At 34.9% G+C, this 26,912-nt stretch carries 28 protein-coding genes, 2 pseudogenes and 3 other annotated features; of the genes and pseudogenes, 22 read left to right on the top strand and 8 right to left on the bottom strand.

Annotated features, from left to right (window positions below; genetic code table 11):
• The first annotated feature begins 28 nt into the window (after window positions 1-28).
• The 8 genes from WAX78_RS03985 to WAX78_RS03950 all read left to right on the top strand — a co-directional run bounded on the left by WAX78_RS03985 (window position 29) and on the right by WAX78_RS03950 (window position 5,157).
• On the top strand, window positions 29-775 hold the full coding sequence (locus WAX78_RS03985; RefSeq protein WP_336480983.1) for a Nif3-like dinuclear metal center hexameric protein: 747 nt from the start codon (window positions 29-31) through the stop codon (window positions 773-775).
• Between the two features lie 172 nt (window positions 776-947).
• Complete coding sequence (locus tag WAX78_RS03980; RefSeq protein ID WP_336480982.1) at window positions 948-1,814, top strand: PhzF family phenazine biosynthesis protein; 867 nt, start codon at window positions 948-950, stop codon at window positions 1,812-1,814.
• Window positions 1,815-1,898: 84 nt separating this feature from the next.
• Complete coding sequence (locus WAX78_RS03975) at window positions 1,899-2,651, top strand: WecB/TagA/CpsF family glycosyltransferase (protein WP_336480981.1); 753 nt, start codon at window positions 1,899-1,901, stop codon at window positions 2,649-2,651.
• A 60-nt stretch (window positions 2,652-2,711) separates the two neighbouring features.
• Window positions 2,712-2,972, top strand: a complete 261-nt coding sequence (locus WAX78_RS03970) for a hypothetical protein (RefSeq protein WP_336480980.1) — start codon at window positions 2,712-2,714, stop codon at window positions 2,970-2,972.
• Between the two features lie 9 nt (window positions 2,973-2,981).
• On the top strand, window positions 2,982-3,392 hold the full coding sequence (locus tag WAX78_RS03965) for an HAD family hydrolase (protein ID WP_336480979.1): 411 nt from the start codon (window positions 2,982-2,984) through the stop codon (window positions 3,390-3,392).
• A gap of 75 nt (window positions 3,393-3,467) precedes the next feature.
• Entirely contained in the window at window positions 3,468-3,992 is a 525-nt protein-coding gene (locus WAX78_RS03960; RefSeq protein ID WP_336480978.1) for a P-loop nucleotide/nucleoside kinase family protein, read from the top strand.
• Window positions 3,993-4,120: 128 nt separating this feature from the next.
• Entirely contained in the window at window positions 4,121-4,276 is a 156-nt protein-coding gene (locus WAX78_RS03955) for a hypothetical protein (RefSeq protein WP_336480977.1), read from the top strand.
• A gap of 41 nt (window positions 4,277-4,317) precedes the next feature.
• The gene (locus tag WAX78_RS03950) at window positions 4,318-5,157 is read left to right on the top strand and encodes a TraB/GumN family protein (RefSeq protein WP_336480976.1); all 840 of its coding nucleotides are present in this window, start codon (window positions 4,318-4,320) and stop codon (window positions 5,155-5,157) included.
• Between the two features lie 75 nt (window positions 5,158-5,232).
• Here WAX78_RS03950 and thrS read toward each other — a convergent pair whose 3' ends face one another.
• Window positions 5,233-7,155, bottom strand: a complete 1,923-nt coding sequence (gene thrS, locus WAX78_RS03945) for a threonine--tRNA ligase (RefSeq protein WP_336480975.1) — start codon at window positions 7,153-7,155, stop codon at window positions 5,233-5,235.
• Window positions 7,156-7,202: 47 nt separating this feature from the next.
• Window positions 7,203-7,434: a binding site (T-box leader), on the bottom strand.
• A gap of 41 nt (window positions 7,435-7,475) precedes the next feature.
• Window positions 7,476-7,707: a binding site (T-box leader), on the bottom strand.
• 289 nt (window positions 7,708-7,996) lie between these two features.
• Between thrS and WAX78_RS03940 the strand changes: the two genes are divergently transcribed.
• Genes WAX78_RS03940 through WAX78_RS03930 form a run of 3 tightly spaced genes read left to right on the top strand, consistent with a single transcriptional unit; the run spans window position 7,997 to window position 10,720 of the window.
• Window positions 7,997-8,926, top strand: coding sequence for an AAA family ATPase (locus WAX78_RS03940; RefSeq protein WP_336480974.1), 930 nt, complete (start codon window positions 7,997-7,999; stop codon window positions 8,924-8,926).
• Window positions 8,923-10,023, top strand: a complete 1,101-nt coding sequence (locus WAX78_RS03935; RefSeq protein WP_336480973.1) for a DUF58 domain-containing protein — start codon at window positions 8,923-8,925, stop codon at window positions 10,021-10,023. The genes WAX78_RS03940 and WAX78_RS03935 overlap by 4 nt, the downstream gene beginning before the upstream one ends.
• Before the next feature lie 40 nt (window positions 10,024-10,063).
• Complete coding sequence (locus tag WAX78_RS03930) at window positions 10,064-10,720, top strand: hypothetical protein (protein WP_336480972.1); 657 nt, start codon at window positions 10,064-10,066, stop codon at window positions 10,718-10,720.
• Window positions 10,721-10,750: 30 nt separating this feature from the next.
• On the opposite strand, the gene brnQ is transcribed toward WAX78_RS03930, so the two are convergent.
• Window positions 10,751-12,118, bottom strand: a complete 1,368-nt coding sequence (brnQ, locus tag WAX78_RS03925) for a branched-chain amino acid transport system II carrier protein (protein WP_336480971.1) — start codon at window positions 12,116-12,118, stop codon at window positions 10,751-10,753.
• A gap of 472 nt (window positions 12,119-12,590) precedes the next feature.
• Between brnQ and WAX78_RS03920 the strand changes: the two genes are divergently transcribed.
• Complete coding sequence (locus WAX78_RS03920; protein WP_336480970.1) at window positions 12,591-13,415, top strand: MBL fold metallo-hydrolase; 825 nt, start codon at window positions 12,591-12,593, stop codon at window positions 13,413-13,415.
• A gap of 147 nt (window positions 13,416-13,562) precedes the next feature.
• On the opposite strand, the gene WAX78_RS03915 is transcribed toward WAX78_RS03920, so the two are convergent.
• Window positions 13,563-13,739: a DUF1272 domain-containing protein gene (locus WAX78_RS03915; protein ID WP_336480969.1), complete on the bottom strand. Its 177-nt coding sequence runs from the start codon at window positions 13,737-13,739 to the stop codon at window positions 13,563-13,565.
• 37 nt (window positions 13,740-13,776) lie between these two features.
• Complete coding sequence (locus WAX78_RS03910; RefSeq protein WP_336480968.1) at window positions 13,777-14,685, bottom strand: DMT family transporter; 909 nt, start codon at window positions 14,683-14,685, stop codon at window positions 13,777-13,779.
• A 553-nt stretch (window positions 14,686-15,238) separates the two neighbouring features.
• Between WAX78_RS03910 and WAX78_RS03905 the strand changes: the two genes are divergently transcribed.
• From WAX78_RS03905 to WAX78_RS03880, 6 genes and pseudogenes are all read left to right on the top strand, one after another.
• Window positions 15,239-15,646, top strand: coding sequence for a MerR family transcriptional regulator (locus WAX78_RS03905; RefSeq protein WP_336480967.1), 408 nt, complete (start codon window positions 15,239-15,241; stop codon window positions 15,644-15,646).
• Window positions 15,647-15,769: 123 nt separating this feature from the next.
• Window positions 15,770-17,092 (top strand): hemolysin family protein, encoded by a 1,323-nt coding sequence (locus WAX78_RS03900; RefSeq protein ID WP_336480966.1) that lies wholly within the window; start codon window positions 15,770-15,772, stop codon window positions 17,090-17,092.
• 131 nt (window positions 17,093-17,223) lie between these two features.
• Complete coding sequence (locus tag WAX78_RS03895) at window positions 17,224-17,940, top strand: class I SAM-dependent methyltransferase (RefSeq protein ID WP_336480965.1); 717 nt, start codon at window positions 17,224-17,226, stop codon at window positions 17,938-17,940.
• A gap of 169 nt (window positions 17,941-18,109) precedes the next feature.
• The gene (locus tag WAX78_RS03890; protein WP_336480964.1) at window positions 18,110-18,682 is read left to right on the top strand and encodes a histidine phosphatase family protein; all 573 of its coding nucleotides are present in this window, start codon (window positions 18,110-18,112) and stop codon (window positions 18,680-18,682) included.
• Between the two features lie 262 nt (window positions 18,683-18,944).
• Window positions 18,945-19,493 carry a DUF2179 domain-containing protein gene (locus WAX78_RS03885; protein ID WP_336480963.1) on the top strand — a complete coding sequence of 183 codons (549 nt, stop codon included), beginning with the start codon at window positions 18,945-18,947 and terminating at the stop codon, window positions 19,491-19,493.
• 153 nt (window positions 19,494-19,646) lie between these two features.
• Window positions 19,647-19,934, top strand: a pseudogene (locus tag WAX78_RS03880) (pyridoxal-phosphate dependent enzyme); the annotation flags it as partial.
• A 104-nt stretch (window positions 19,935-20,038) separates the two neighbouring features.
• Here WAX78_RS03880 and WAX78_RS03875 read toward each other — a convergent pair.
• Complete coding sequence (locus WAX78_RS03875) at window positions 20,039-20,317, bottom strand: winged helix-turn-helix transcriptional regulator (protein WP_336480962.1); 279 nt, start codon at window positions 20,315-20,317, stop codon at window positions 20,039-20,041.
• A gap of 258 nt (window positions 20,318-20,575) precedes the next feature.
• Between WAX78_RS03875 and WAX78_RS03870 the strand changes: the two genes are divergently transcribed.
• From WAX78_RS03870 to WAX78_RS03860, 3 genes and pseudogenes are all read left to right on the top strand, one after another.
• On the top strand, window positions 20,576-21,145 hold the full coding sequence (locus WAX78_RS03870; protein WP_336480961.1) for a 5' nucleotidase, NT5C type: 570 nt from the start codon (window positions 20,576-20,578) through the stop codon (window positions 21,143-21,145).
• Window positions 21,146-21,304: 159 nt separating this feature from the next.
• Entirely contained in the window at window positions 21,305-21,949 is a 645-nt protein-coding gene (locus tag WAX78_RS03865; protein WP_336480960.1) for an alpha/beta hydrolase, read from the top strand.
• A gap of 452 nt (window positions 21,950-22,401) precedes the next feature.
• Window positions 22,402-22,518, top strand: a pseudogene (locus WAX78_RS03860) (YjcZ family sporulation protein); the annotation flags it as partial.
• A 145-nt stretch (window positions 22,519-22,663) separates the two neighbouring features.
• Here the strand turns inward: WAX78_RS03860 and WAX78_RS03855 are convergent.
• Entirely contained in the window at window positions 22,664-23,128 is a 465-nt protein-coding gene (locus WAX78_RS03855; RefSeq protein WP_336480958.1) for a GNAT family N-acetyltransferase, read from the bottom strand.
• A 63-nt stretch (window positions 23,129-23,191) separates the two neighbouring features.
• Window positions 23,192-24,346 carry a 1-deoxy-D-xylulose-5-phosphate reductoisomerase gene (locus WAX78_RS03850; RefSeq protein ID WP_336480957.1) on the bottom strand — a complete coding sequence of 385 codons (1,155 nt, stop codon included), beginning with the start codon at window positions 24,344-24,346 and terminating at the stop codon, window positions 23,192-23,194.
• Window positions 24,347-24,486: 140 nt separating this feature from the next.
• Window positions 24,487-24,700, top strand: a binding site (T-box leader).
• A gap of 56 nt (window positions 24,701-24,756) precedes the next feature.
• Here WAX78_RS03850 and WAX78_RS03845 point away from each other — a divergent pair.
• Window positions 24,757-25,728, top strand: a complete 972-nt coding sequence (locus tag WAX78_RS03845; RefSeq protein WP_413789167.1) for a tryptophan--tRNA ligase — start codon at window positions 24,757-24,759, stop codon at window positions 25,726-25,728.
• Window positions 25,729-25,939: 211 nt separating this feature from the next.
• On the opposite strand, the gene WAX78_RS03840 is transcribed toward WAX78_RS03845, so the two are convergent.
• Window positions 25,940-26,899: an NAD(P)H-dependent glycerol-3-phosphate dehydrogenase gene (locus WAX78_RS03840; RefSeq protein WP_336480955.1), complete on the bottom strand. Its 960-nt coding sequence runs from the start codon at window positions 26,897-26,899 to the stop codon at window positions 25,940-25,942.
• Between the last annotated feature and the right edge of the window lie 13 nt (window positions 26,900-26,912).

Here is a 26,912-nt window from a genome sequence, read left to right as displayed (position 1 = left end):
ACATTAAAAGTATAGGGATGAGAAAAATATGAACATACAACAATTCAAGCAAAATATTGAAGGAATATTTGGCGAACATTTACATAAGTACGGAGATCAGTTTGGTATAACAAACGTGAGTAATGAAGAGTTTAGTAGAATAGGTTATGCAACAAATTTAACGCTTGAAACAATTGAGGAAGCAAAGAAAGAGAATGTAGATATGATGATTACACATCACGCTGCATGGGAGTTCTTATATGGAATGGAAGAAGCTTGTATAAGAAAACTGAAAGAATATAACATCAATCACTTCTGGATACACTCACCGTTAGATTTCGTTGAATTTGGAACGTGTACGTCGTTATTTCATGTAATCGAAATTGATAAAATTGTAAGCTATTCTTCTTGTGATGATGAAGAATTACCTGGCATTGGCGAATATACAGATTCAATTCCATTTTCGCAGCTAGTCGAAAGAGTAGAGAGTAAGCTTGGTGAAAAGGTGAAGGCGTGGAAAAATAATGATAAGGAAGTAAAACGAGTTGGTATTTTAACAGGTGCAGGACATTCAACTGATCATATTCAAGCTGCGTTAGACAGTGACTGCGATACATACATCACGGGAGAAAAGACGTTATATACAGTTCAGTATGCGCAGTTTAAAAATATTAATCTTATCGCAGGTAGTCATACATTTACAGAAATATTTGGTGTGGAAAGTTTAGTGAAAAGGCTGCAGGAGTTGGATAACTCTATGGAGATTGTTCAATTGTATGAAGGGCATATAGAGTAATGGACTAATATATTTTTGTATAAAATCACCAAAAAAGGCTTAAACCTTGAAGAATAAGGTGCAAGCCTCTTTATTTGCTATGGATATATCTTAGATGAACTAGATCTGTATGAAATACATATGTCACTTTCTACATCTATAACATAATAAAATGGGGAAGGAGATAAATAGATTGAAGATCAAAACATATATGTTAAATGCCTTCACGAAAGATGAAAAAGGTGGGAATCCAGCTGGGGTTGTTTTAGATACAAAAGGTCTTACAACAGAAGCTATGCAAGCTATTGCAAACAAACTAAATTTTTCTGAAACCGCCTTTGTTTTTCCCTCTGCAAATTCAGATTATGAGATTAGATACTTTACACCTAATGAAGAAGTTGCTGTATGTGGACATGCTACAATTGCTACTTTCTCCTTATTAGCTCAGATTAGAGCAATAACGAAAAAGATATACACAATAAAGACGAAAGCGGGGATACTAAGTGTACAGGTGCATAACAATAGAATGATATCTTTACAACAAAATCTCCCTAATTTTCTTAAAACACTTCCCTGCGAAGAGATTACTAAATCTTTAAATTTAGATGAGGAAAAACTAATACCTGACATGCCCATTCAAATTGTATCTACAGGCTTACGCGATATTATTATACCTGTAGGAAGACTTTCAGATCTGCTAAAGATTACTCCTAATATGAAAAGAATTGCTGAAATAAGTAAAAAATATAATGTAACTGGCTATCATGTATTTACGCTGGAAACACTACATAATTCTACAGCTCATTGCAGAAACTTTGCACCTCTGTTTGATATTCCAGAAGAAAGCGCTACTGGTACATCAAATGCAGCATTAGCATGTTATTTAATACGGCAAAATAACAATTTTAAACAACATAGTACCTTTACCTTTGAGCAAGGGTATGTAATGGATAAACCTTCAGAGGTTGTTGTAAATGTATCAACTAACTTTGGGAATATTACAGATGTTCAAGTAGGAGGCTTTGCTTCTAATTTTCAAGAAACAAATATTTCTATTTAAATATTTGTGATAAAATATTTGAAAAGTGAGAAAATTGATTTTTTTACATAATTGTAGAGATATAAAGGAGAGTATATTAAAGAAATGGAACAACAGTATATAAAAGGGATACCATTTTGTAGCTCGAAATATAACGAGGTAATAAATCAATTAAAAGATTGGTTATCAGACAAGAGAGAGAAACCTAGATTCATTGTTACTGCGAATCCTGAAATTGTGATGTCTGCTAAAGAGACATCGGCTCAATCTGTACACTTCAAAAATATTTTATTATCTGCTGATTTAATAACAGCTGATGGGATCGGTGTTATAATCGGTTCTAAAATTTTAAACGGACAATTGAAAGAACGGGTCACAGGTGCAGATTTAACTCATGATTTAATTGATTATTGTAATCAAAACAGATATCGAGTGTTTCTTTTTGGGGCTGCACCAGAAAATAATGAGAAAGCAATAGAGAATCTACAAACTCGTTTTCCACATGCTATTTTTCAAGGACGACATGGCTTTGTAGATAAAGAACAAATGGAAGAAGTGAAAGCCCAAATTAAACAGTTCCAACCAAATTTGCTACTTGTAGGTTTAGGCTCTCCGAAACAAGAAATGTTCATTTATGATAATCTTCAAGAGTTAAATGTACCGTTGTCTATCGGTATCGGAGGCATGATTGATATTTTATCCGGTAATGTGAAAAGAGCGCCAAAGGTTATGAGAGATACGGGAACGGAATGGTTATATAGGTTGATAACGCAGCCGAAGAGGATAAAACGACAGCTTATACTTCCGAAGTTTTTGCTATCAGTTCTGGCAGAGAGGGTTAGAAAAATAACGAATTAAGTTACACTAATGGAAATAAGGGGGAGAGAATGGAATAAATATAGTTTACTCTTATTCGATTTGGACGACACACTTTTGGATTCCACTTGGTTTAATGTCGGATTAATTAAGACCCTTGAAATGCATCCTATAACAAGAAGCCTTGACGCATCAGTATTCCTTGAGAAAAAATTACATGTCCCCAAATCCTTATTGGAGCGTTTTAAAAATTGTGAACTAACTCCAGCGGAATTTAGAAGGGCTAGGTGGAAGCATGCTTTTTCTCATTTTAACGTGTTACCTGATGTAGAACTTATTGATGAGCTTGATACACTTTTTTAAAAAACAGGTATGGCTTGTATTGGTATAAATAATTCAATTATAAGTTTATTAAATGAGTTAAAAACACATTATGACCTTGGAATAGTCAGCAATGGATTATATGATCCGCGATTAAAAATTCTCCAAATGGGACTGTCAGAAGTATTTAGCAACGACACAATATTCCATGCTGAGCAACTAGGCCGTAGAAAGCCAGATCCAGAAATTTATTCGATGGCATTGGAGCGCTTTGGTAAAAGGCCAGAGGGAACTCTTTTTATTGGCGATTCTTGGACTCATGACGTAGTTGGACCAATAGAAGCTGGGATGGACGCCATTTGGGTTAATGCAAAGAACCTTGCCAAAACTACTGTGCATACTCCAATTGCAGTTGTATCAGATGTTACTGAAATAAGGGATATATTGCTTAACAATAACTAATGTAACGAAACTTCAAATCAATCAGTATAGTAGTTTTTGGTAGTGAGACTTATGGAAAGTGGTAGGTGTATTTATATGTTTTTTCTCCAAATGTCAGGTTTTCCGGGCTCGGGTAAATCAACTTTGTCTAGAATGATATCACAAATGACAGGTGCGATTGTAATAGACCATGATATTGTGAAATCGGCACTGCTAGAATCTTTTGGGGTAGATCATATCGATACAAGGACTGCTGGTAAAATTTCATATAATATTGAATGGGCGTTAATAGATTTTCATCTGTCACAAGGGCATGATGTGATACTTGATAGTCCTTGTTTGTATGTAGAAATGGTGGAAAAGGGGACAGATTTGTCTAAGAAACATCATGCAAAATACAAATATGTTGAATGTTATTTGAATGATATGCAGGAAATCGATAATCGATTAAAAAATCGTGAACGAATGATCAGTCAGATTCAGCACGTAGAATCTGAAAAATCATTTAAGGAATGGGTTGAAAATAGCAAAAAACCATCTGATTCTCATTATGTAATTGTTGATTCTGGACAACCTTTAGATAGTTACATAAATGAAGTGATTCATTATCTTAAAAATTAAAATAAGATAAAATAAAGGGGACTCTTCATGTTTGGCTTCTCTGCGTACTTTCTCCTCAATCATATAAAATAAATCCGTTATAATAATACTGAATTTTTTAAAATTATATAAATTTTGATATGTGGTAATTGACAGATACAAAAATTGATATAGAGAAAGAAGAAATCAATGCAAATGAATTGGTAAAGACGAAGCATTGGAATATTTGCTTTGTACTTTATGTTGTAATGATAGTGTTTTTAACATATGAAACAAAGGGGAAGAGAGTGGAGACGATATGCTAAAAGGGATATGGAAGTTATTGTGTGTGATTTTTTTATCTTTCATGGTAGTAGGTTGTGCTGCTACTACGCAAAAGGAAGAGCAAGCGACAGCAAATGTAAATTGGCCATTTTATAAAGTTGAAAAAAATGGAAATCATTTGTATATATTAGGCACGGTTCACATAGGAGAAAAAGGGATGTATCCATTCCCAAGTAAAATAAAAGAAGCAATGAAAAGTTCGAAATATCTTGTAACTGAGATTGATATGAATAATGTTATGAGCAGAGAAAATCAAGAGCAATTATTGAATGCGCGTAAGTTAGGTGATAATAAGAAATTGGATAGTTTATTATCACCAGAAGCAAAAACGCATTTAAATGAAGTTGTACAAGATTATGGTATTCCATATGAATCGTTACAAGATTATCGACCTTGGCATGTTTCTGTTAGTTTATCACTGGCAGATTTAGAAGAAAGTGGATTTGATACGACGCTTGGTGTTGATAATCAGCTAGTTCAACTAGGAAAAGAATTAAATTTAGAAAATAAATCACTTGAAAGTATCGCGATGCAGCTTGAATTTTTACAAAAAGCATTTCCGGATGAGGACGCTGATCGGATAATTAAAGAGCTTCCTAAAAAAGAAGCTGCAAAAGAACAATTCATAAAGCTGATGGAAGCTTATAAAAAAGGAGATGTACAGAAGGAATTCAAAAAACAAAGTAATGAAAAGATCGATGAATATTTAGTGAAAGAAAGAAATACGATGTGGGTACCGCAGCTTGAAGCGTTTATAATAAGCGGAGATGTTCATTTTATCGCTGTTGGTGCAGGACATTTAGAAGGGGAAAATGGTGTATTAACTTTGCTGAAAAAGAAAGGTTATACAATTACAAAATAATTTATAGTACATCATATACACGAAAACGTGAGAAAGCTGCAATGATTTTTGGGCTTTCTCACGTTTTCCTTTATGTTATAAACTTCTATGATGAATTTCGTGTTGAATGTTTGCAAGAAATTCATCAAATGGTGCAGCAGAAGATTGTTGTTCTCCAAATTTTCGAATGTTTACCTCGTTACGCTCAGCTTCTTGATCGCCAACAACAAGGACATATGGGATTTTTTGAACTTGTGCTTCTCGCATTTTATAACCGAGTTTTTCATTGCGAAGATCAAGTTCTACTCGTACACCAGCATCTTTTAACTTTTCTTCTATTTCTTTTGCATACTGTTCATGTACTCCAACTGATACAGGAATAATTTTTGCTTGTATGGGAGCTAACCATGTTGGGAATGCTCCGGCAAAATGTTCGATTAAGATTCCGAAGAATCGGTCAAGTGAACCGAATACAGCACGGTGAATGACGACAGGACGTTGTTTTTCATTTTTCTCATTAATGTAGCTTAAATTGAATTTTTCTGGCATTTGGAAGTCGAGTTGTACAGTTGCACATTGATGACTTCTGTTTAAAGCATCTTTAATGTGGAAGTCAATCTTCGGACCGTAAAATGCTCCGTCACCTTCATTGATTTTATAGCGGAAATTTAGTTGTTCTAGTACATTTTGCAGGGAACCTTCCGCCTTGTTCCATAACTCGTCGTCTCCCATTGAATTTTCCGGTCTTGTAGAGAGCTCAACTTCATATTGAAAACCGAATGTACGATATACGTAATCGATTAAATCAATGACTTCTTTTATTTCATTTTCAATTTGTTCAGGTGTTACAAAAATATGGGCATCATCCTGACAGAATGTACGAACTCTGAGAAGTCCATTTAGAGCACCGCTAAATTCATGGCGATGGACTTGGCCGAATTCAGCTATTCGAACTGGTAAATCACGATAAGAGTGCAGTTTATTTCTAAACATCAGCATATGGCCAGGGCAGTTCATCGGCTTTAAGGCAAATTTTCCATGATCAACTTCTGTGAAATACATGTTCTCTTTATAATGGTCCCAATGACCAGAGTTTTCCCATAGTTTTTGATTCATGATAAAAGGAGTACGGACTTCTTGATAATTACGCTTTTGTTGAATCCCTCTTAAAAAAGCTTCCATTTCATTTCGGATGATTTGTCCTTTTGGTAAATAAAAGGGCATTCCTGGAGCTTCTTCAGAGAACATAAACAATTCTAATTCATTGCCTAATTTACGATGGTTACGTTTTGCAGCTTCTTCTAAAAAGATTACATACTCATCTAGTTCCTTTTTAGAAGGGAAGGCAACCCCATATATTCTTTGAAGGACTGGGTTATTACTGTCACCGCGCCAATATGCTCCTGAAACGTTTGTTAATTTAAAAGCTTTCATAAAGCCAGTAGACGGTAAATGTGGTCCGCGGCATAAGTCGAGAAATTCACCTTGTTTGTAAAGAGTTATGTTTTGATCAGCAGGAATATCTTGTAATAACTCTAGTTTTAAATGGTCACCGATCTCTTCAAATATTTGCTTTGCTTCATCGCGGCTCACTTCGATTCGTTGAATTTCCAAATTCTCATTAATAATTTTTTGCATTTCTTGTTCAATTTGAACTAATTCTTCAACCGCAATACTATTAGGAAGATCCATATCATAATAAAATCCATTTTCAATAACAGGACCAACTCCTAAGTTGATGTGACCATGTATTCTTTTGACAGCTTGTGCTAATATATGGGCTGCAGTATGTCGCAGTACGTCTAAGCCTTCTTTTGATTCTAAAGTTAAAATCTCAATTTCTGCATCTTCCTGTATGCCTCTGCGTAAATCAAATAGTTGATGATTCACTTTACCTGCAATAGCTTTCTTTCTAAGCCCAGGGCTAATTGATTCTGCAATTGCTTCTAATGTAATTCCTTTAACGTAATCCTGTTCACGACCATTTGGAAAACGAATTTGAATCATTTTTTCACTCATCATTATCACTCCATTTTATGAATATAAAAAAACGCACTCATCCCTAAAACAGGGACGAGTGCGTTAATACCCGTGGTTCCACCCAGATTCCCATCGCGCTTTATAAAAAGTGCCGATGGCTCCATGCGCTGTAACGTAGCGTCTACGGTATTGGATACTATGTTTCCCCAATACAGCTCCAAGGTGGTAAGTTATTCTCCTGCGTTTAGGAAGATCTCAGCAATTCTTCCTTCTCTGTAAAACCGTAAGAATACCTCATGTCCTTTTCGTTGCCAATTGTTGTATGGAATTAAGAAAATAAAAAACGCACTCATCCCTAAAACAGGGACGAGTGCGTTAATACCCGTGGTTCCACCCAGATTCCCATCGTACTTTATAAAAAGTACTGATGGCTCCATGCGCTGTAACGTAGCGTCTACGGCATTGGATACTATAATTCCCCAATACAGCTCCAAGGTGGTAAGTTATTCTCCTGCGTTAGGAAGATCTCAGCAATTCTTCCTTCTCTGTAAAACCGTAAAGAATATCTCGTGTCCTTTTCATTGCTTTTTTATAACATTTGTATGTTGATTCATAATATACAATATTTAAATTATTTTTGCAAACCTGTTTTTAAATAAATTGTGACTTTTTTAGGTTTTTTTGATTATACGATTGATATAGCTGATTAAGAAGTACAACATGTATTGTTTCTATATCATATGTAAAAAGAAAACTTATTTTACAAAAAATCTCAAAAAATAAACAGTAAATATATGGATTCTGATATACTACAAATAAATATCGAAAAATATCAGAAAAAACAGAAAATAAAAAGACAGAAGGAAAGGATGAAGAGGGTATGTCAATTTTAGAAAGAATTCGAGAAAATGTCTCGCAAGTGATTGTAGGAAAAGAAGAGGTTATTGATTTAGCTATGATTGCATTGGTAGCAAACGGACATGTCTTACTAGAAGATGTCCCAGGAACAGGGAAGACGTCATTAGCGAAAAGTCTTGCAAAAAGTATAGATGGGAAGTTTCAACGTGTACAATTTACATCAGATACATTGCCGGGTGATGTAGTAGGCTTAGAGTATTTTGATATGAAAGAATCGGATTTTAAAACGAGAATGGGACCGATTTTCGCTAATATTGTGCTGGTCGATGAAATTAATCGTGCCGTTCCGCGTACGCAGTCTGCTTTATTAGAAGTAATGGAAGAACGTACAGTTACAATTGCTGGCGAAACGCATGTGCTGCCGCAGCCGTTTATTGTACTTGCTACGCAAAACCCATTAGAATCTGCGGGTACTTTTCCGCTTCCGGATGCTCAGTTAGATCGATTTCTATTAACGATTCGTCAAGGGTATCCAAATCGAATACATGAAAAGGAAATGTTACGTCGTTTCCGCCAGCAAGATCCGCTCCGCAGCTTACAAAGTGTTGTGTCTCTTGCAGACATTCTTTCTTTGCAAGAAAAAGCGAAGCAGGTTGAAATTCATGAAGAAGTGGAAGATTACTTACTTGATATTGTGGAAAAGACACGTCAACATGAACTCGTTGAAATTGGGGTGAGCCCGCGCGGCTCGTTAGCTTTCATGCGAGCAGCACAAGCTCGTGCGTTATTAAAAGGGAGAGAATTTTGTACACCTGATGATTTTTATACATTGGCAGAGCCTGTTTGTTCTCACCGTTTAACACTTAGCATTGAGGGGGATATGAAAACAACGAAAGCACATGTAATGAAAGAAATTTTGGAACAAGTAGCTGTTCCAGTGGAGAATGTATGAAAGAGAAATTAACAATTAAACGTCCGTTTGTGGAAACGTATGTTGCAGTGATAGTTGCCTTTGTTACAGTACTAATGTGGTTATTTGTACAAAATTTCTTTCTGTTTGTACTTGCTTTTTTTTATTTGCTTATGGTTAGTTTTGCCCATTGGTATGTTCGCAAGGCTTCACAAATATTTTGTGAAATAACGCAACAACATGAACGTCTCTTTATTAATGAGACTGGGCATTGCTGTTTACGCATTGTAAATCCAACAAAACTACCGATTTTTGAAGTTGCATTTCGCTTTCGTTCAGATGAACATATGAAATGGGTATGGTCAGAAGGAGAACTAGAACAATCGGTTCATTCTTATCGCATTCCTTTGCAGCTGAAAAAACAGGAAACGTTAGAAATAGATTTACATGTATCAGCACAGAAAAGAGGATTACATAGCTGGAAAGAAGCAGAAATTATTTTGTCTGATCCATTTCGGTTTATTACAATTCACATACCGATAAGTAGACAACATTTGCCGTGCTTCCGTATATATCCTCGTATTGCCAAAGTAAATATTCCAGAAACAAATAGCTGGAAGCATGGATTTAGAACTGCGGCTGTATCTCCTCTTTATGATGAAACGAAAATCATTGGAGTAAAAGCATATGAACAAGAATCATTTCGTTCTATACATTGGGGAGCAACGGCAAAAACGGGTGTATTAAGTGCAAAAAAATACGAATATACACAAGGTGATCGGTACGCAGTGTATTTAAATGTATTGGGTTCGACAGGTTATACACTGCGTCCAGACATAGAATATTTAATTGAAGTAACAGCTGGCGTTTGCCGGCAACTAATAGCACAGGATTGTTCATTTGAGCTATGGGTGAATAGTATGTGCGAAAATGGAATTGTCCATATAACGTCTGGCAAATACCGAAAACAATTACACAAAACATTACAATTATTGTCGTCCTTAACAGATCGAGATGTTCCGCTATCCTCGTCTTATTTCTATCAAACTGGCTTCCGGCTGAAAGAAGTTGGAGCTATTCCGATTATTATTGGGAATCCACCTGAAAAACATGGGGGATGGTTGCAAGTGGTGAATTAAATTAAATAAACGTATTGAAAGCAGGGAGGTTACATGACGTTTGGGAAAGAACTGTATTTTTATTGTTCGTATTATGATTTGTCTTTGCTTACTAGTCATAGCAGCTGCTTTATCCCAAGGAGCTGTGATTACGCAAGAAAAGTTTCAGCGGTTTATTCATCCGAATAAAGAGGAAGGTGTGGGTTCAATCTATTTTAGTGATGAACCAGAAAAAGAGATTGAAGATGACGGAACAGATGGAAAAAAAGTAAAAGTAATAAAAAAGAATCCGTTATTAAAAAAGAACAAGGGATTGGAAGGTTTATTTCAGAAAAGTACAGCTGTATATACTACAATCGGTGGACTTGTTCTAGGAAGTATTACTATCACTTATTTTGTGCGTCGTAAAAAGAAAAAAATTGTAAACCCTTTGATGAAAAAGGATATAAAGGTTGTAGAAAATGAAAGAGAAAATCATGAAAATGCGGGAGAGTTTACGTTTCTTCCAGAAGAGGAAATACGAGTGGCTCTAATTGAGTGGGAGAAGACGTTGCCGCAATATGAGAAGAGGCGTTCGTTTGAAACGATTCAGCGATGGTTATCTCGTATAAAGAGAAGCGATGAAATTATATCTATTTACGAGCAGGTACGTTATGGACGAAAAATAGGTTCTAGCGAAGAAATACACCGATTGAAAAAATGGACAGAAAAAAATTAAAAACAAAAAAACATCCTAAACTTGTTAAGTTTAGGATGTTTTTTTACGTGCAAGATCATGAGAAGTATCTATATTAGAATTATTCTTCACTCGTAATAAACTAATTCCATAGCCTAATAAAGCTCCGATGAGTGCTGGAACAATCCATCCTAATCCAGCATCATATAAAGGTAAGATACGAGAGAATAAAGAATTTATCGCATCAACTTTTAAATTTGCCGCATTCAGTCCATCAAAGATACTCACAATAAAAGTGAATAGTAAACTTACTTGATATACTTCTGATCTCCCTTTAAACAATCGGTGTAAAAACGTTAAGAAAATTAGCATAATCGCCAAAGGATATATCGCTGTTAATACAGGTACAGATATGGTAATCAGCTGTGTTAAGCCAAGATTAGCAATAAGAGCACTGAAAGTAGCTAAAATAACAGCAAATGTTTTATATGATATTTGTGGAAATACTTTATGGAAGTAAGATGAACATGCTGTTGTAAGTCCAACACTCGTTGTTAAACAAGCTACAGAGATCATCAATCCTAATAATAAATTTCCTAAAGAACCGAAGTAGTAATTTGCTACTTTTGATAAAACTTCGCCGCCATTTTCTAAATGTCCCAATTTAGAAACACTGGAAGCACCCATGTATGAAAGTGAAGTGTAAACAGCAATTAATACGACAGCTGCTATAATCGCTGCTTTTATACAAACATTTATAATCTCTTTTTTGTCACTTACACCTTTCGCTTTGATGGCATTAATAATGATAATACCAAATACGAAAGCTGCGAGAGTGTCCATTGTTAAATAGCCTTGCTGAAAGCCTTTAAAGAAAGAATTTGTAACAAATTCTTGTGTTGGTGCTTGAAATTCACCAATTGGCTTTATTACTGCGGTAACAATTAAGATTCCAATAAATGTTAACTTGATTGGAGTTAAAAATTTCCCGACAACATCAACAATCTTTGTAGGGTTTAAAGAGAGTACACAAGTAATCCCAAAAAACAGAATAGTAAAAATAATTAAAGGTAAATGACCACTATTTTCTCCTACAAATGGTTTTACACCTATTTCAAAGGATACGCTTCCTGATCTAGGTAAAGCAAAAAGAGGACCAATTGCTAAATAAAGAATAAATGTGTATACACTTGCAAACAAAGGGTGTACACGGCTTGCCATTGCTTGTAAGTCATCACTACCTGAAACACCAAATGCTAATACACCGAGTAGTGGTACGCCAACCCCTGTAATTAAAAATCCTGCGGTTGCAACCCATACGTTACTTCCGGCTGTTTGGCCTAACATAGCAGGGAAAATTAAATTACCTGCTCCGAAGAAGAGAGCAAAAAGCATAAGCCCAATCACAAAAATATGTGAAGTTTGCACCTTTTTTGTCACGAAAAAACCTCCAAATTAAAATATTTTGAATTTTTACACAAAAGAATTCGATGTAAGGTCGCTTTTTGTCGAATCATTAACGATAATAACAAAAATAAATTATTATGCAAGACAAAAATGAATTTTTCGTAAATTTATTTTGTCTATCATTTTCATTATATAGAAAATTTAATTAATTACAATTGTTAAGCGTTTTCTTTTAGTGGTTTATCATATGATATTTTATGGTGATTATTATTTTTATATAACAAACAAAATAATAAATTAAATATTCAATAAAATCAAGATGTTATTTTCAGAAAATATAGAATAAAAAGTGAAATTTGTGATATTATGGATAGGAATGAGAGTTTGGAGAGGGATTTTGTTACTCAAACGTTAAGTTATTGAACTGTGGAAGTTTAACTTCACGTATTGTTCATAATATTTTGGATTAATTTGTATTCATTGTAATGAGAAAGGAAGAAATAGTATGCAGCATTATGTTTGTACAACGTGTGGTGTCCAGTATCCACTTTATAAAGAACCGCCTGTAAACTGTGTAATTTGTAATGAAGAACGCCAATATGTAAATCCAATGGGACAATCATGGACAACTTTAGAAAACTTACAGCAAAGTAAGACATATAACAATGAGGTTTTAACGGAAGAAGAACATTTACATAGTATTACAACGAAACCTGAATTTGGAATTGGCCAAACTGCTTACTTAGTTCAAACAGATAAGTTTAATTTGTTATGGGATTGTATCGCCTATATTGATGAGGCGACAGTAGAAAAAGTGAATGAGTTAGGAGGAATTCACGCGATTGCTTTATCGCATCCGCATTATTATTCTACACAAGTAGAATGGGCGGAACGATTTGATGTTCCTATATACATTCATGAAGATGATAAAGAATGGGTGATGCGCCCAAGTAATCGTATTATATTCTGGTCTGGAGAATCTTTAAAACTCTCCGAGGATATTACAGTGCATCGTTTAGGCGGACATTTTACTGGTGGCGCAGTTTTACATTGGGAAACTGGAGATGAAGGAAGAGGAATATTATTAACTGGGGATATTATTCAGGTTGTTGCTGATCAAAGCTGGGTAAGCTTCATGTATAGTTATCCAAATCTAATTCCATTGCCAGCAAGTAAGGTGAAAGAGATGGCTGAAGGAGTAAAAGAATTAAAATTTAATCGTTTGTATAATGCATTCCATCGAATTGTGAAGGGAAAAGCAAATGAAGCTGTTCAAAAATCAGCGAAAAGGTATATTGAGGCACTTGAAGGGAAATTAATACATAAATAAAAAGACTCTTTTTAGAGAGAGTGTGGATATAAAAATTTCGCAGAAGTCATCATTAGAAAAGATAAAAGAAATCAGGTGTTGAAAAAACAAAAGTAAAAGCGCAAAGTCTTATAGATTTTACGCTTTTACTATGTGGAAGAGAAATCTTTATTTCTTTCTTTTTGGTCTCCTTACTAATTCGCCACCGCAATTTGGACAGACATGATGTGTGTTCTCTGTACAAGGTGGACAAAAAGTACATTCATACACACATATGTATGCTTCTGAATCTCCTTGCAGAGAAGTATCACAAGTTTGACAGTTTGTTTTCATTTCTAGCGCCATGAGACGTCCTCCTTATATCGTAAAATAACTTTCATAATCATATCTCTAAATTAGAAGTTATTTTTCTTTTATTAATTGTAACGATAAGAACACTTAATACAATGAGTGCAGCTCCAATGAAGAATGTAGTTTTTAGCTTTTCGTTTAGTAGTAACCATCCGAGAAACGATCCAACAAGAGGCTGAAAAAAGAAAAAGAGTGAGCCAATTCCTGCATCCATTAATTCCATACCTTTGTTCCAAAGAAAAAATGCACCAGCAGTTGAAATGATACCAAGGTATAAAATCCCTAAGATTATAAATGTGTTAAGACTTTGTATGCTGTTAGATTGCAATTCCCATACCATGCAAGGTGTAATAAACAAAATCGCAAAAAATATCGCATACGTTGTAATGATTAAGGAAGAAAAACGTTGCGAGGCGATTTTGACGTAAATAGATAATAATGCCCACGTAATAGCAGCCCCGACTAAGATGAGTGTTCCGGTGAAATACGTTCCAATTTCTATATCCCATCCGATGACAATGACAACACCTATAGTTGCTAGGAGTACGGAAATGAACTTGCGAATGGTAATCCGTTCTTTTACTATTATTCTTGCAAAAATGATTATAAAGGCTGGTGTTGCTGATGTTACTAAAGAACCTGTATGTGCATCAGACAATTTTGTTCCAATAAACTGAAATGTAATGGAGACGAAATAACCGATAAAACCAATCCAAGCAAATAATAACCAATCTTTTTTCTCAATCGGAATTTTTGTTTTCTGTTTTCGCTGCGTTATTTGTAAAATCATAAACAAAATTGTAAAGGCAATAACGAAACGTAACCAAACAAGTGTAAGCGGGGGAACAAAGTCTAGTACGTATTTACTGACAACATACATACCTCCCCAAATGCTTGCAGCAAGCGATAAACAAAATGCACCAAGTAATGAATGTTTCATATCATATGACCTCCGTCTATTTTTAGGATTAGAGATAGATATCCTTAAGACGAAGCATTTTATGCCCGTCTTAGAGACGGATTACTGGCTGATCATTTTCGAATAAGTTGTTGTAATACATCGCTATTCTCCTTTCTTTATACGATAAGCATGTCTATGCTCATTGTACGTCATTCGGCGTTTTATCCCGCATTAATGGGCAGTAAGATCCCTCATCTCAAGATTCAGAAAGAAGCGAAGAAGATAGGTGGGAGATAACTGCCAATTCGTGCCGGGTAAAGCTTGATAATAAGATTATAACTTAATTTTCGAAATATTGAATTGAATAAAATGAATACAGAGCTTTTGTAAATTGATATTCAAGATTATAATTTTCTAGGTAGTAAAAAATAAGTTATTTTACGGTATGTAGATTAGTAGCTTATTTTTGTTCGGAATAAAACAAATCTTAATATTTTTATAAGTTGTTCTTTTTAACTATAACGTTTGACTGTACAGTTTATGTATTGTATGATGTTTTTAACATATGTAGGGGGGGAAGGTCGTTGGGAAGGTGTACCGAATCGGACAGTTGGCTCACATGGCTCATGTTTCGAAACGAACGATTGATTATTATACGAATCTAGGTATTTTGAAAGCGGAGCGATCTCAATCTAATTATCGCTACTATGACGAAGCAGCAATTGAAACTTTACGTTTTATTGAGAGATGTAAAGAAATGCATATACCGCTTTCTGAAATTAAGGATAGGATCGAGGAGAAGAAGAAGCTGCTCGGTGTTAATGAAAACGTTTCGGAACAAGTAAATAACGTAACAGAGCGTATCCACCGTTTGGAGACGGAATTAGTAGAATTAAAACCGTTATTAGATGGGTTAACAGATTCACAGCGCGAAAAACTAACGAAACATTTATCAACTCAAACGACAGCTTTAATACAATCTCTTATCTTACTTTTATAGTAGGTAGAGCTATCCACCCTTTTAATTTCTGTATAGCGTTTTATTTTCTAGATTTAGAGAGTAAAAAAAGCAATTATTCATACAGGAGGTGGACACCTTAGTTTTCGAACTAAGGGGGATTCTTTGGAAATATTTAATTTAGTTATGATTGCGATTTTAATCGCATTTACTGGATTTTTCGTGGCAACAGAGTTTGCTATGGTTAAGGTGCGTTCAAGCCGTATTGATCAACTTGTTGCAGAAGGAAAACGAGGCGCGTTAGCAGCCAAAAAGGTAACAACAAATTTAGATGAGTATTTATCGGCGTGTCAGTTAGGAATTACCATTACAGCTCTTGCGCTCGGATCGCTTGGAGAGCCTACGGTTCATCGTTTATTACAGCCGTTATTTCAAGATCTACATTTCTCAGAAACGGTTGCGAATTCAGTATCGTACATTCTTGCATTTGCAACAGTTACCTTTTTACATGTTGTTGTTGGTGAGCTAGCACCGAAAACAGTAGCAATTCAAAAAGCAGAGACAATTACAATGTTGTTTGCAGCACCGCTTATTACATTTTACAAAATCATGTTCCCGTTTATCTGGATGTTAAATACATCAGCGCGTCTTGTAACTGGTTTATTCGGATTAAAACCAGCTTCTGAACATGAAGTAGCACACTCGGAAGAAGAATTACGTTTAATTCTTTCAGAGAGCTATGAAAACGGTGAAATTAACCAGGCGGAGTATAAATATGTAAACAATATTTTTGAATTTGATAACCGTCTTGCGAAAGAAATTATGGTGCCGCGTACAGAAATCGTTGGTTTTTATCTTGAAGATTCAGTAGAAGATCATATGAAAATTATCCGAAGTGAAAAGTATACACGTTACCCAATCTTTGGAGAAGATAAAGATGATATTATCGGTATGGTGAATGTAAAAGATTTCTTTATTCGTTATATGAAAAATGATAAAGAAGATCTATCATCTATCCGCACGTTTATGCGTCCTATCATTGAAGTAATGGAAACTATACCAATTCATGATTTACTTCTTCAAATGCAGAAAAAGCGAATTCCAATGGCTGTTTTGTATGATGAATACGGCGGTACAGCGGGAATTGTAACGCTTGAAGATATATTGGAAGAAATTGTTGGAGAAATTCGTGATGAATATGATGAAGATGAGCATCCTCCGATTCATCATGTTGATGAGTATCATAAAATTGTCGACGGAAAAGTATTAATTAGTGAGATTCAAGATTTGTTTGGATTACACATTGATGAAGTAGAAGTTGATACAATTGGCGGCTGGGTAATGACACAAAATCACGAAATTCAAGAAGGACAATTTGTTGAAGCAGAAGGATATGAATTTAAAGTTTTAGAAAAAGACGCTCATCAAATTAAGCGTATTGAAATTCGTAAAATAGATTTACAACAAGAAGAAGCAGCAACTGTATAGTTGCTGCTTCTTCTTGTATGTCAAAGTGCGAGAGAACAACTGGTTTTCATTCGAATAATTTAATATTCTTAATTATTAAAATGTGTGATAAAATGGAAATTATGTCTTTTAAAGTAAAGGGAGGAAGGGGTATGAATAAACAACAAATCATTGATGCGTACGACATACTTGCCGGCCATTATGAACATAGCGTCGATTATGACAGTCCGTATAATACAGATTACGAACGTCCAGCTATGATGAATCAGTTTCCTGATAATCTGAGAGGAATGAAGGTACTTGATGCTGGCTGTGCGGCAGGGTGGTATACAGAACAGTTTCTTAATCGGGGAGCAGATGTAACCGCGATTGATGTAAGTTCAGAGATGGTTGCTGCTACGAAGCGAAGAGTCGGAGAAAAAGCTGAGGTTTATCAATTAGACTTTGAAAATACGTTACCCTTTGCAGATTGTACATATGATAGCATTGTTAGCTCTTTAGCTCTTCACTATCTTGCAGATTGGGAACGAACATTTGCTGAATTTGTGAGAATATTAAAGCCAAATGGAACATTTTTGTTCTCCGTTCATCATCCAGCAATGGATATACATTTATCAGAGAAAAAAGAATACTTTAAGCGCGAATTGCTTCATGATAAATGGAAGAAAAGCGGTAAATATGTTGATATGTATTTTTATCGCCGGCCACTACAAGACATTATAAATGAAACGATTCGTCATTTTGAAATTGAAAAAATTGTAGAGCCTATTCCGACGGAAGAATTGAAAAGAAATTATTCATCATCTTATGAAAAGTTAATGAAACAACCGAATTTTTTAATTATAAAGGCAAAGAAAAAGGAATTCTAAGAATGTAAGAATCCGGAAAAACCATTATCTTGTAAGCTTTCTTCAAGTTAAATCTTAGGTCATGTAGCCATAGAATAATAGTCTTACAACGAAGCATGGTATAGCGAATATTAAATGTTATATAAAGTCACAGTAATCTATTGTTTGTAAGTATTTTCAGGGGGGAATTATGTATACATATATTTACATGGTTAGACATGGCGAATCACTTAAAATAGAAGGGGACGAAAGAACGCGTGGATTAACTGAGAAGGGGAGGCTTGATGCGTATAGAGTAACTGAATTATTGAAAGATGAAGGAGTAGAAACGTTTATTTCAAGTCCATATAGCCGAGCTGTGTTGACGATAGAGAATTTAGCTCATTTTTATGGTAAAGAAATATTAGTATACGAAAACCTTAGAGAATGTATGTTTTCAAGTGAAGATAAGATAATATCAGATAAGGAATTGTATCCGCTTGTAAAGAAGATGTTTTCCAATCCAGATTTTTCATTACTTGGAGGAGAATCAAATACAGATTGTCAGAGCCGATCTGTGGCAGTATTGAAAGATATATTAAAGAATTTTAAAGGTCATAAAATTGTAATTGGTACTCATGGACTTGTCATGACTTTAATGATGGGATATTTTGATAGTCAATATGGATTTGAATTTTTAATGCAGACATCAAAGCCGGATGTATACAGGATGAAATTTAATGGTAAACAATTAATTGATATAAAGAGATTATGGATAGAATGATTTTGAATCGTACTCAAGGAAGACTGAAATTTTTTATAACATCAATATCATGTTGTTGTAAAATCTGCTAGTTCACAACCTAAATACAATGTTTTTAAGTTCTATAAATATATAAATTTAAACAAACTCGTAGTGACAGTCTTAACAATACATACGTACTTAGAAAAAAGAAAGAAAATAAAGAAAATAAATAAAATTCATCGCTTTCTTACGACCCTGTATGTTATTATGACAACAGACTTTTAGGAAGAGGTGGATACATATGTTACAAGCGTTACTTATTTTCTTACTGCAAATTATTTACGTGCCAATTTTAACAATCCGTACAATTCTGCTTGTAAAGAATCAAACGAAGTCCGCTGCTGGTGTTGGGTTGTTAGAAGGAGTCATCTATATTGTTAGTTTAGGAATTGTATTTCAAGACTTATCAAACATGATGAATATTGTAGCTTATGTCCTTGGGTTTAGTGCTGGGTTGCTGCTCGGCGGTTATATTGAAAATAAATTAGCTATTGGATATATTACCTATAATGTTAGTTTACTAGAGCGTTGCGAAGAACTTGTGATCGCACTAAGACATGCAGGATTTGGTGTGACAGTCTTCATCGGAGAAGGAATTAATTCTGAGCGCTATCGTTTAGATATTGTAGCAAAACGTTCGCGTGAAAAAGAGTTGTTAGAGATTATTAATGAAATCGCACCGAAAGCATTTATGGCTTCTTACGAAATTCGCTCTTTCAAGGGCGGATATTTAACAAAAGCAATGAAAAAACGAGCGTTAATGAAGAATAAAGATGATCAGGCATCATAAGAGAAAAGGCGAAGCTGAATGGCTTCGCCTTTTCTCTTTCTTTGTCTGTCTCACTTTACTAACGCACACGTTAGTAAAGTGAGACAGACAAAGTCTATATTTTATGTAACCTAAATCGGAATATAGTGATTAAAGTATTTATCGATTTTCTCAACTTCAGCACACATGGGCATCCCAAATTCAATCCCTCGTGAGACTGTTACGTGTTTTGATGAGTATGTAGGACCAGATTATGCTTTGCCTACGCCTGAAATGGTGGAAGCTGTCAAGCTTATGGCAAGAACAGAAGGAATTTTGCTGGATCCGGTATATACAGGTAAAGCAGCAGCGGGACTCATTGATTTAATACAAAAAGGCACCTTTAGGCCGGACGATAATATCCTATTTGTGCACTCTGGCGGCGCCTCATCGTTATACGCCAATACTTCTCTCTTTTATTGAAGTTATAATATGGGCATCGCTACATGCCCATAAAGGAGGGCGTTTTTTCATGTGGAGGTCACGTGGCTAGATTATCTTAATGAGCATGCGGCAGGCCTCATGATTTATTCCTCGGGTTCTACCCACTCTTGTGACCATAGCTCTATTCTGCGAATGACAGATTCTAGTGCATACCCTTTTTCTGTTAAAGAATACTCAATACGAACAGGAGTTTCAGGGAATACCTCATGTTTAACAATTCCTTTATGTTCCAAGTCCTTTAATCTTTCTGACAACAATCTTCCGCTGATGGGAAGGGTTGCTTCGATTGTACAAAAACGTTTGGGTCCGGAGAGAAGTTTGGAAATAATCAAGCCTGACCAACGTTGGCTGAAAAGTTTCATTCCTTTTTCGAATCTAGGACATAATAAAGAATGATTCGTTTATCCTCACCTCCCAATAGTTAAATTATAACTTAAATGATGTTTTGTAATAAACTTACTAAATTTAATTTTATTACTTGATGTATTTTAATTACGTATATATACTAACTTATATAAAGTAACTCAATGATGTATGTTTCAAAATGAAAAAATTTTAAAGAACCTTGTGAATCCTCCTTTTGTTTTTCACGGATTAAATACAGAAAGGAAGGAACAGAGATGAAATTTGGATTCGATATTGATGATACATTGATTAACCTAAGGGAGCATGCCTTTCATTTATATAATAAGAAACTGAACAAAAACGTTGAACTTGATGTATTCCATTCCTTAAAAACGCTTGAAATTCATGAAGCGTTCGGGCTGACTTCGAAGGAAGGCGGTAGCATGTGGAATGGTCTGCTTGAGGAGATATATTATACTTCTTGTCTGCCGTTTCCTTATGTGGTAGAAACGTTGCAAGAATTAGAGAGACAGGGACATGAAGTATATTATGTGACAGCACGCCCGAAAGAACATGGGGAACGAACAAAACAATGGCTAATCGAAAATGGATTTCCTGTTCATGAAAATCGTTTTTACTATGGCATGAAAGACGAAGAGAAAATACACATCATCCAAGAGCTGAGATTAGACTATTTTTTTGATGATAAGCCGGCTGTTTTAGAAACGTTGATTGATAAACCGATTAAGGCGTATGCAAAAAGTAATTCTTACAATCAGCATCTTAATATTCCGCGGATTACTTGTTGGTCAGAATTGTGGGATATCATCAAAAAAGATAAATAAGAATCGTATCTGCAACATAATTCACATTACTGTTGTTAAATAACAAATAAGTAGTTATTTCTTTTGTATTGGATAAAATACAAGAATATTTTTTCTATATAGATAAACTAAACTGTGATTGGTTTCTTTAGGAAAATTATTAAGAAGGGATGATTGATTTTGAATTCACCTATGATTTATGAGCTTCGCAAACCGTCTCAGATTGAGCCAGATAAAAACTATCCTGCCATTTTTGTCATGCATGGAATGGGCAGTAATGAACAAAATATGCTGTCGTTAGTCGATGGATTAGAAGATACGTTTTACATTTTTAGTGTCCGCGGTCATTTATCTCAACCGCCAGGCTTCGCCTATTTTACAATTCAAGGCTATGGAAAACCACACAGGGAAGTATTTGATCATGGAATCAATCAGCTCACTAGTTTTATTGAATATGCAACCGAACAATATCCAATAGATCACGACCATTTGTATTTACTTGGATTTAGCCAAGGAGCCATTGTATCTATGACGCTTGGCTTAACATTGGGAAATCGAATTAAAGGTATTGTAGCTCTCAGTGGATATATTCCTGGATTCGTTAAGGAAGAATACGCTATAAAACCTGTTGATCAACTTTCTTTATTTATTTCTCACGGCGAATTTGACAACGTTCTGCCTTATGAATGGGGATTAAAGAGTAATGAGTTTTTTCAAGGTTTGGATGCACAAGTAACCTTTCAAGCCTATCCAGAAGGACATACTGTTTCATTAGAGAACCAACAAGATTTTACGAGGTGGATCCTTGCTGATTTAGATAAATAATAAAAAACATCAGGGAGGAATATGACGACGCTGTCAGCTTTATTTGGTGCTCACGGGGCACTGCTGCTAGCAATTAAAAACAATGAATATACTTAATTTTTACATTCATTAGGTAATGCACTGCCGAAGCCAAGAGCAATTGTATTATTTTCAGCACACTGGGAATCATCTACTTAAAAAGTGAGATGAAATTTTTGTTTTGGGGGTACTTCAAAATATTAGGTTGATGGGCATATGGCGATAGCCCATATAAAGATTATTTTTAAAACAGACGTGCTCTAATTTTCTTGAAAGGTAGGGTATCCTACATGATTACCTTCCTTAGACGAAGGGAGAAGTTAAAATGTATAGTAATGTAAATGCACCATTTACCGCTGGTGCGAATATAGCTCCTACACCAAGCTATATTCGCACCAGCAATGTATGTAGCCCCAACCTATACAGCTCCAGTTTATGGATACTGTTATTGTGAGTATCCTAGACGAGGGTGTGGCGGTTTCGCGATCATAGTAGTATTGTTCATTCTATTAATCATTGTTGGTGCAAGTTGCTGTCATCATAAGTGCTGAGCACCTTAAAAAACTCCTGTATTCGTACTGGAGTTTTTTTGATTTTAAAAATCATTACCAGACTGAAGGGCAATGCAGGTTGCAAGGTAAACAAACTACTGGCACTTGTTTTGAAAAGGGGTACTTCAAAATAAAAGATGGCCCTTTAATGGAGTAACATATTGGATTTTTTCAACTGTACAAGAACTAGACCATCTGGTAATGTAATTTCTTTTGTTTCTATAAAATTATGTTTCTTATATAAAGCGATGGCAGGTGTATTTTTCTTACCAGTTTGTACAATATAAGGTGTTGTTTCTTCATGTAGTTGAAATAGATGTTGCAATAGTGCTGTTGCAATTCCTCTATGAAAATATGTAGGGGAAACAACGAGGCGATGAATATCAACAACATCATCCTCATATAGAAATGAAATAAACCCAGCTAAAGTATCACCAATGAAGTATCCATAAAAGATTTCATTACAATTTTGGATATCAAAAATTGTGTCATACAATCGAGGAATTGAATTGTTTTGAATATACTGTGCTTCAATTTTATATGCGGGAATTTGAACTTCTAAAATTTCCGCAGCTTCTTCAATAGAAGAAGGAGATAATTTTCGAATCAAGTAGAGGCCCCCTTTATGAAAAGAGTGAGAATATAGGATTCTCACTCTACCGTATAACTAGTTCTAATTTTTTACAAGTAATTCATTGGCATATTGACGTGCCCATTGGTCAACTGCTAATACCTCTTCTAATGAAGGGTTAGCAATATTATGGTGAGCTTCTAATGTAGAATAGATTGTTCTTTCAATGTCAAAAAATGAAATCTTGTCTTGTAAATATAAAGCATTTGCAATTTCATTCGCAGCATTTAGTACAGCTGGTTTTGTACCGCCAACTTTCCCGGCCTCGTAAGCATAGTGGAGACAAGGGAATTTCTCTAAATCAGGTTTTTCAAAATGCAAGCTGCCAACTTCTAATAAATTTAATTTTTTGAAGGCAGATGGTAAACGTGATGGATAGTGGAATGCATATTGAATAGGCATTCGCATATCAGGTGCTCCGAGCTGAGCCATAATAGAGCCATCTACAAATTCTACAAGGGAATGAATAATACTTTCTTTATGAATCATAACATCGATTTTTTCGTAAGGAACATCAAATAACCATCGCGCTTCCATTACTTCAAACCCTTTATTTAATAATGTTGCAGAGTCAATTGTTAATTTTGCTCCCATTAGCCAATTTGGATGTTTTAGCGCATCTTTCGCTTTGAGCAGTGTCATTTCTTCGCGTGTTTTATCCCTGAATGCACCGCCAGATGCTGTTACAATTAACTTTTCAATTTCTTTATTATTTTCACCATTTAAGCACTGGAAAATAGCAGAATGCTCACTATCTACTGGAATAAGGCGACAATGATTTTTCTTTGCTAATTCTGTAACAATGTGTCCAGCTGCAACTAACGTTTCTTTATTAGCGATTGCAATGTCTTTTTTTTCTTTTAGTGCTTCGATTGTTGGAAGTAGTCCTGCTACACCAACGACAGAAGTTAAGACAAGATTACTATCAGGATGCGTAGCAACTTCAATTAATCCTTCATCTCCATATACCACTTTTGTTTGAGTAGAAATTCGTGAGCGCAGTGTATGTGCTAATTCTTTTGTACTCACACTTACAATGCGCGGTTGAAATGTTTGTATTTGTTGTTCTAGCATATCAATATTTTGATTTGCGCTTAGCCCGATAATTTGAAAGTGTTCTGGGTGAGCAGCGATTACATCTAGTGCTGATGTCCCAATAGAGCCAGTTGATCCAAGAATTGAAATGTATTTTACCATAATAAATCCTCCATAGTTGTATGAATCCTTTCCGTAAACCTTTATCTAATTAGATAAAAAAAGGAAAATTCCTGCATAATAAGACAGAAAGTTCTCTTTTATATGAAAAATAACTGTGGTATAATAAGGAAAATTTAAAAGAAAAAGCGATGATGGAGAAGAGTACATATTTGGAACTTTATAGAGAGCTGATGGTTGGTGGGAATCAGTAAGAGAAAAATATGGAATGGACTCTCGAGCTTCATGCTGAACTGAGTAGGCTATGACGGTTATTTCGACGTTATTCGAATTGTAAAGAGAGCTATGTATTTGTAGCTAATAAAGGTGGTACCGCGGGAGTCCCTCGTCCTTTTTAGGATTGAGGGACTTTTTTGCATGATAAAGGAGGAGTAGTTGTGAATAAAAATGTTATGTTAACAGGAATTAAACCAACTGGACATCCGCATCTTGGAAATTATATTGGAGCAATTAAACCAGCCTTACAGCTTTCTAAACAGAGAGAAGGAGAGGCATTATATTTTATTGCTGATTATCATGCATTAAATGCAGTGCAAGATCCAATGAAATTTCGTGAATATACGAAGGAAGTAGCAGCGACATGGTTATCATTAGGTTTAGATGAGCATGTAATTTTTTATCGTCAATCAGATGTACCGGAAATTTTAGAATTGTATTGGATTTTAGCTTGTCTTACTCCAAAAGGTTTAATGAACCGAGCGCATGCTTACAAGGCAAAGGTTGATCAAAATATAGAAGCAGGGATAGATGCAGATACTGGTGTAAACATGGGATTATATACGTATCCAATTTTAATGGCTGCTGATATTTTATTATTTCAATCAAACTATGTTCCGGTTGGAAAAGATCAAATTCAACATGTAGAAATTGCAAGAGATATCGCAACGTATTTTAATAACGCATTCGGTGAAATCTTTATATTGCCTGAGTATATCATTCAAGAAGAAGGGGCAATTGTACCAGGTCTTGACGGACGGAAAATGAGTAAAAGCTATGGAAATGTTATTCCGCTATTTGAAGAGCCAGAAAAGTTGAAAAAGCTTATTTTCAAGATTAAAACGGATTCATCTTTACCAAGTGAACCGAAGGAACTTGAAACATTATTTATGTTGTATAAAGAGTTTGCGACAGCTGAGGAAGTTACAATTATGAAAGAACAATACGCAACAGGCATCGGCTGGGGGGATGTAAAAAAAGAGCTACTTCGAGTTATTAATCGTGAGTTAGAGGAGCCAAGAAAGAAATATGAAATGTATATGAGTCAACCGCAGTTGCTTCAGGAAGCACTCAAAAAAGGAGCAGAACGTGCAAGGGAAATTGCTAAGAAGAATTTAATGGAAATAAAAAAACGGATTGGGTGTTAATGTGAATAGGAAAAGATTTCGTTCCTTTTGTCTTATTAAAAAATAGTTGTAGATTGAAAAGGTGTTTTTTGTACATGAAAGCACCTTTTGTTAACATAAAATCAAAGTATCGCAAAACCTTTAAAAGTCCCTTCAGAAGAACTGAAGGGATTTTCCATTCACATAATTAGTGTTATCGGAAGTCAATGAGTATATTTTTTAAGTGATTTATTCAATAAAACTCATTCTTAAGTGGTCTCATAAATAAGTCATTTAATGTATTTAAAGGATCGACTTTATGAATGATAATATCATTCAGTGACTCAATGATTGGGAGCTCTATTTCTGGGATATACATATTGTTTAGGGATTGCAAAGTTGAAAGACCTTCAGCGAGATAATCAAACTGTTTATTTGTTACGAATGATTCTCCGAAAGTTCTATTATGACTGTGTTTTGAGAATATTGTCGCTTCATAATCCCCTAAATGAGCCAATCCATATGCACTTAGTTCATTACCTCCAAGATATTTTATTAGTCTTGAAGCTTCAAAGGGGCCGCGTGCTATTAATGGTCCTTTTAGACTTGTCAGGTTTAAACCATCAAGCATTCCAGCTGCGATACCAAATACATTTTTCAATGCAGCTCCAATCTCAGTACCAATTAAATCTGGATTTGAGTAAAATCTTATCAGTTTACTCGAAAAAGCACTTATAACAAAATCAGTTATAGCCGGTGAATCTGATGATACTACCATACAATTTGGAACTCCATTAATAAAGTCTTGTACATGTCCGGGTCCAACCCAAGCTGCAACTTTTAAATTTACACCTAATTCTTCCTTAGCTATTTGAGTAAGTCTTTTACCCGTATCAATTTCAAGTCCCTTCATGTTTAGTGTAAAAATCTTATCGTAAAAATTTGTTTTAGATACTTTTTTTAACAAGCTCCTTAAATATTGGGAATTGATTGATATGATAACAATATCTGAATGAGAGATTGCTTCGTTAAGAGAAGTTGTAAATTTAATTTCTGGTTGTAAAGTTAGATATTGATTCTTTCTAGTTTTAATTAAATCATGGAAATTTCTTGAATTTCCTCTTCCCCATATCAAAACCTCATGACCTATTTTTGAAGAATACCATGCTAAAAAACTACCCCATCTACCGTTTCCTAAAACACTAATTTTCATATAGACTCCTTAG

This window comes from Bacillus yunxiaonensis (assembly GCF_037104695.1).
Taxonomy (GTDB): domain Bacteria; phylum Bacillota; class Bacilli; order Bacillales; family Bacillaceae_G; genus Bacillus_A; species Bacillus_A yunxiaonensis.
This window is presented reverse-complemented; position numbering and strand designations above follow the sequence as displayed.

What these genes read in the sequence shown, in the direction of transcription:
- WAX78_RS03985 (WP_336480983.1), top strand. Translation starts at nt 29, where the DNA reads ATGAACATACAACAATTCAAGCAAAATATTGAAGGAATATTTGGCGAA.
- WAX78_RS03975 (WP_336480981.1), top strand. Translation starts at nt 1,899, where the DNA reads ATGGAACAACAGTATATAAAAGGGATACCATTTTGTAGCTCGAAATAT.
- WAX78_RS03965 (WP_336480979.1), top strand. Translation starts at nt 2,982, where the DNA reads ATGGCTTGTATTGGTATAAATAATTCAATTATAAGTTTATTAAATGAG.
- WAX78_RS03960 (WP_336480978.1), top strand. Translation starts at nt 3,468, where the DNA reads ATGTTTTTTCTCCAAATGTCAGGTTTTCCGGGCTCGGGTAAATCAACT.
- WAX78_RS03950 (WP_336480976.1), top strand. Translation starts at nt 4,318, where the DNA reads ATGGTAGTAGGTTGTGCTGCTACTACGCAAAAGGAAGAGCAAGCGACA.
- thrS (WP_336480975.1), bottom strand. Translation starts at nt 7,155, where the DNA reads ATGAGTGAAAAAATGATTCAAATTCGTTTTCCAAATGGTCGTGAACAG.
- WAX78_RS03940 (WP_336480974.1), top strand. Translation starts at nt 7,997, where the DNA reads ATGTCAATTTTAGAAAGAATTCGAGAAAATGTCTCGCAAGTGATTGTA.
- WAX78_RS03935 (WP_336480973.1), top strand. Translation starts at nt 8,923, where the DNA reads ATGAAAGAGAAATTAACAATTAAACGTCCGTTTGTGGAAACGTATGTT.
- WAX78_RS03920 (WP_336480970.1), top strand. Translation starts at nt 12,591, where the DNA reads ATGCAGCATTATGTTTGTACAACGTGTGGTGTCCAGTATCCACTTTAT.
- WAX78_RS03915 (WP_336480969.1), bottom strand. Translation starts at nt 13,739, where the DNA reads ATGGCGCTAGAAATGAAAACAAACTGTCAAACTTGTGATACTTCTCTG.
- WAX78_RS03910 (WP_336480968.1), bottom strand. Translation starts at nt 14,685, where the DNA reads ATGAAACATTCATTACTTGGTGCATTTTGTTTATCGCTTGCTGCAAGC.
- WAX78_RS03895 (WP_336480965.1), top strand. Translation starts at nt 17,224, where the DNA reads ATGAATAAACAACAAATCATTGATGCGTACGACATACTTGCCGGCCAT.
- WAX78_RS03890 (WP_336480964.1), top strand. Translation starts at nt 18,110, where the DNA reads ATGTATACATATATTTACATGGTTAGACATGGCGAATCACTTAAAATA.
- WAX78_RS03885 (WP_336480963.1), top strand. Translation starts at nt 18,945, where the DNA reads ATGTTACAAGCGTTACTTATTTTCTTACTGCAAATTATTTACGTGCCA.
- WAX78_RS03875 (WP_336480962.1), bottom strand. Translation starts at nt 20,317, where the DNA reads ATGAAACTTTTCAGCCAACGTTGGTCAGGCTTGATTATTTCCAAACTT.
- WAX78_RS03870 (WP_336480961.1), top strand. Translation starts at nt 20,576, where the DNA reads ATGAAATTTGGATTCGATATTGATGATACATTGATTAACCTAAGGGAG.
- WAX78_RS03850 (WP_336480957.1), bottom strand. Translation starts at nt 24,346, where the DNA reads ATGGTAAAATACATTTCAATTCTTGGATCAACTGGCTCTATTGGGACA.
- WAX78_RS03845 (WP_413789167.1), top strand. Translation starts at nt 24,757, where the DNA reads ATGTTAACAGGAATTAAACCAACTGGACATCCGCATCTTGGAAATTAT.
- WAX78_RS03840 (WP_336480955.1), bottom strand. Translation starts at nt 26,899, where the DNA reads ATGAAAATTAGTGTTTTAGGAAACGGTAGATGGGGTAGTTTTTTAGCA.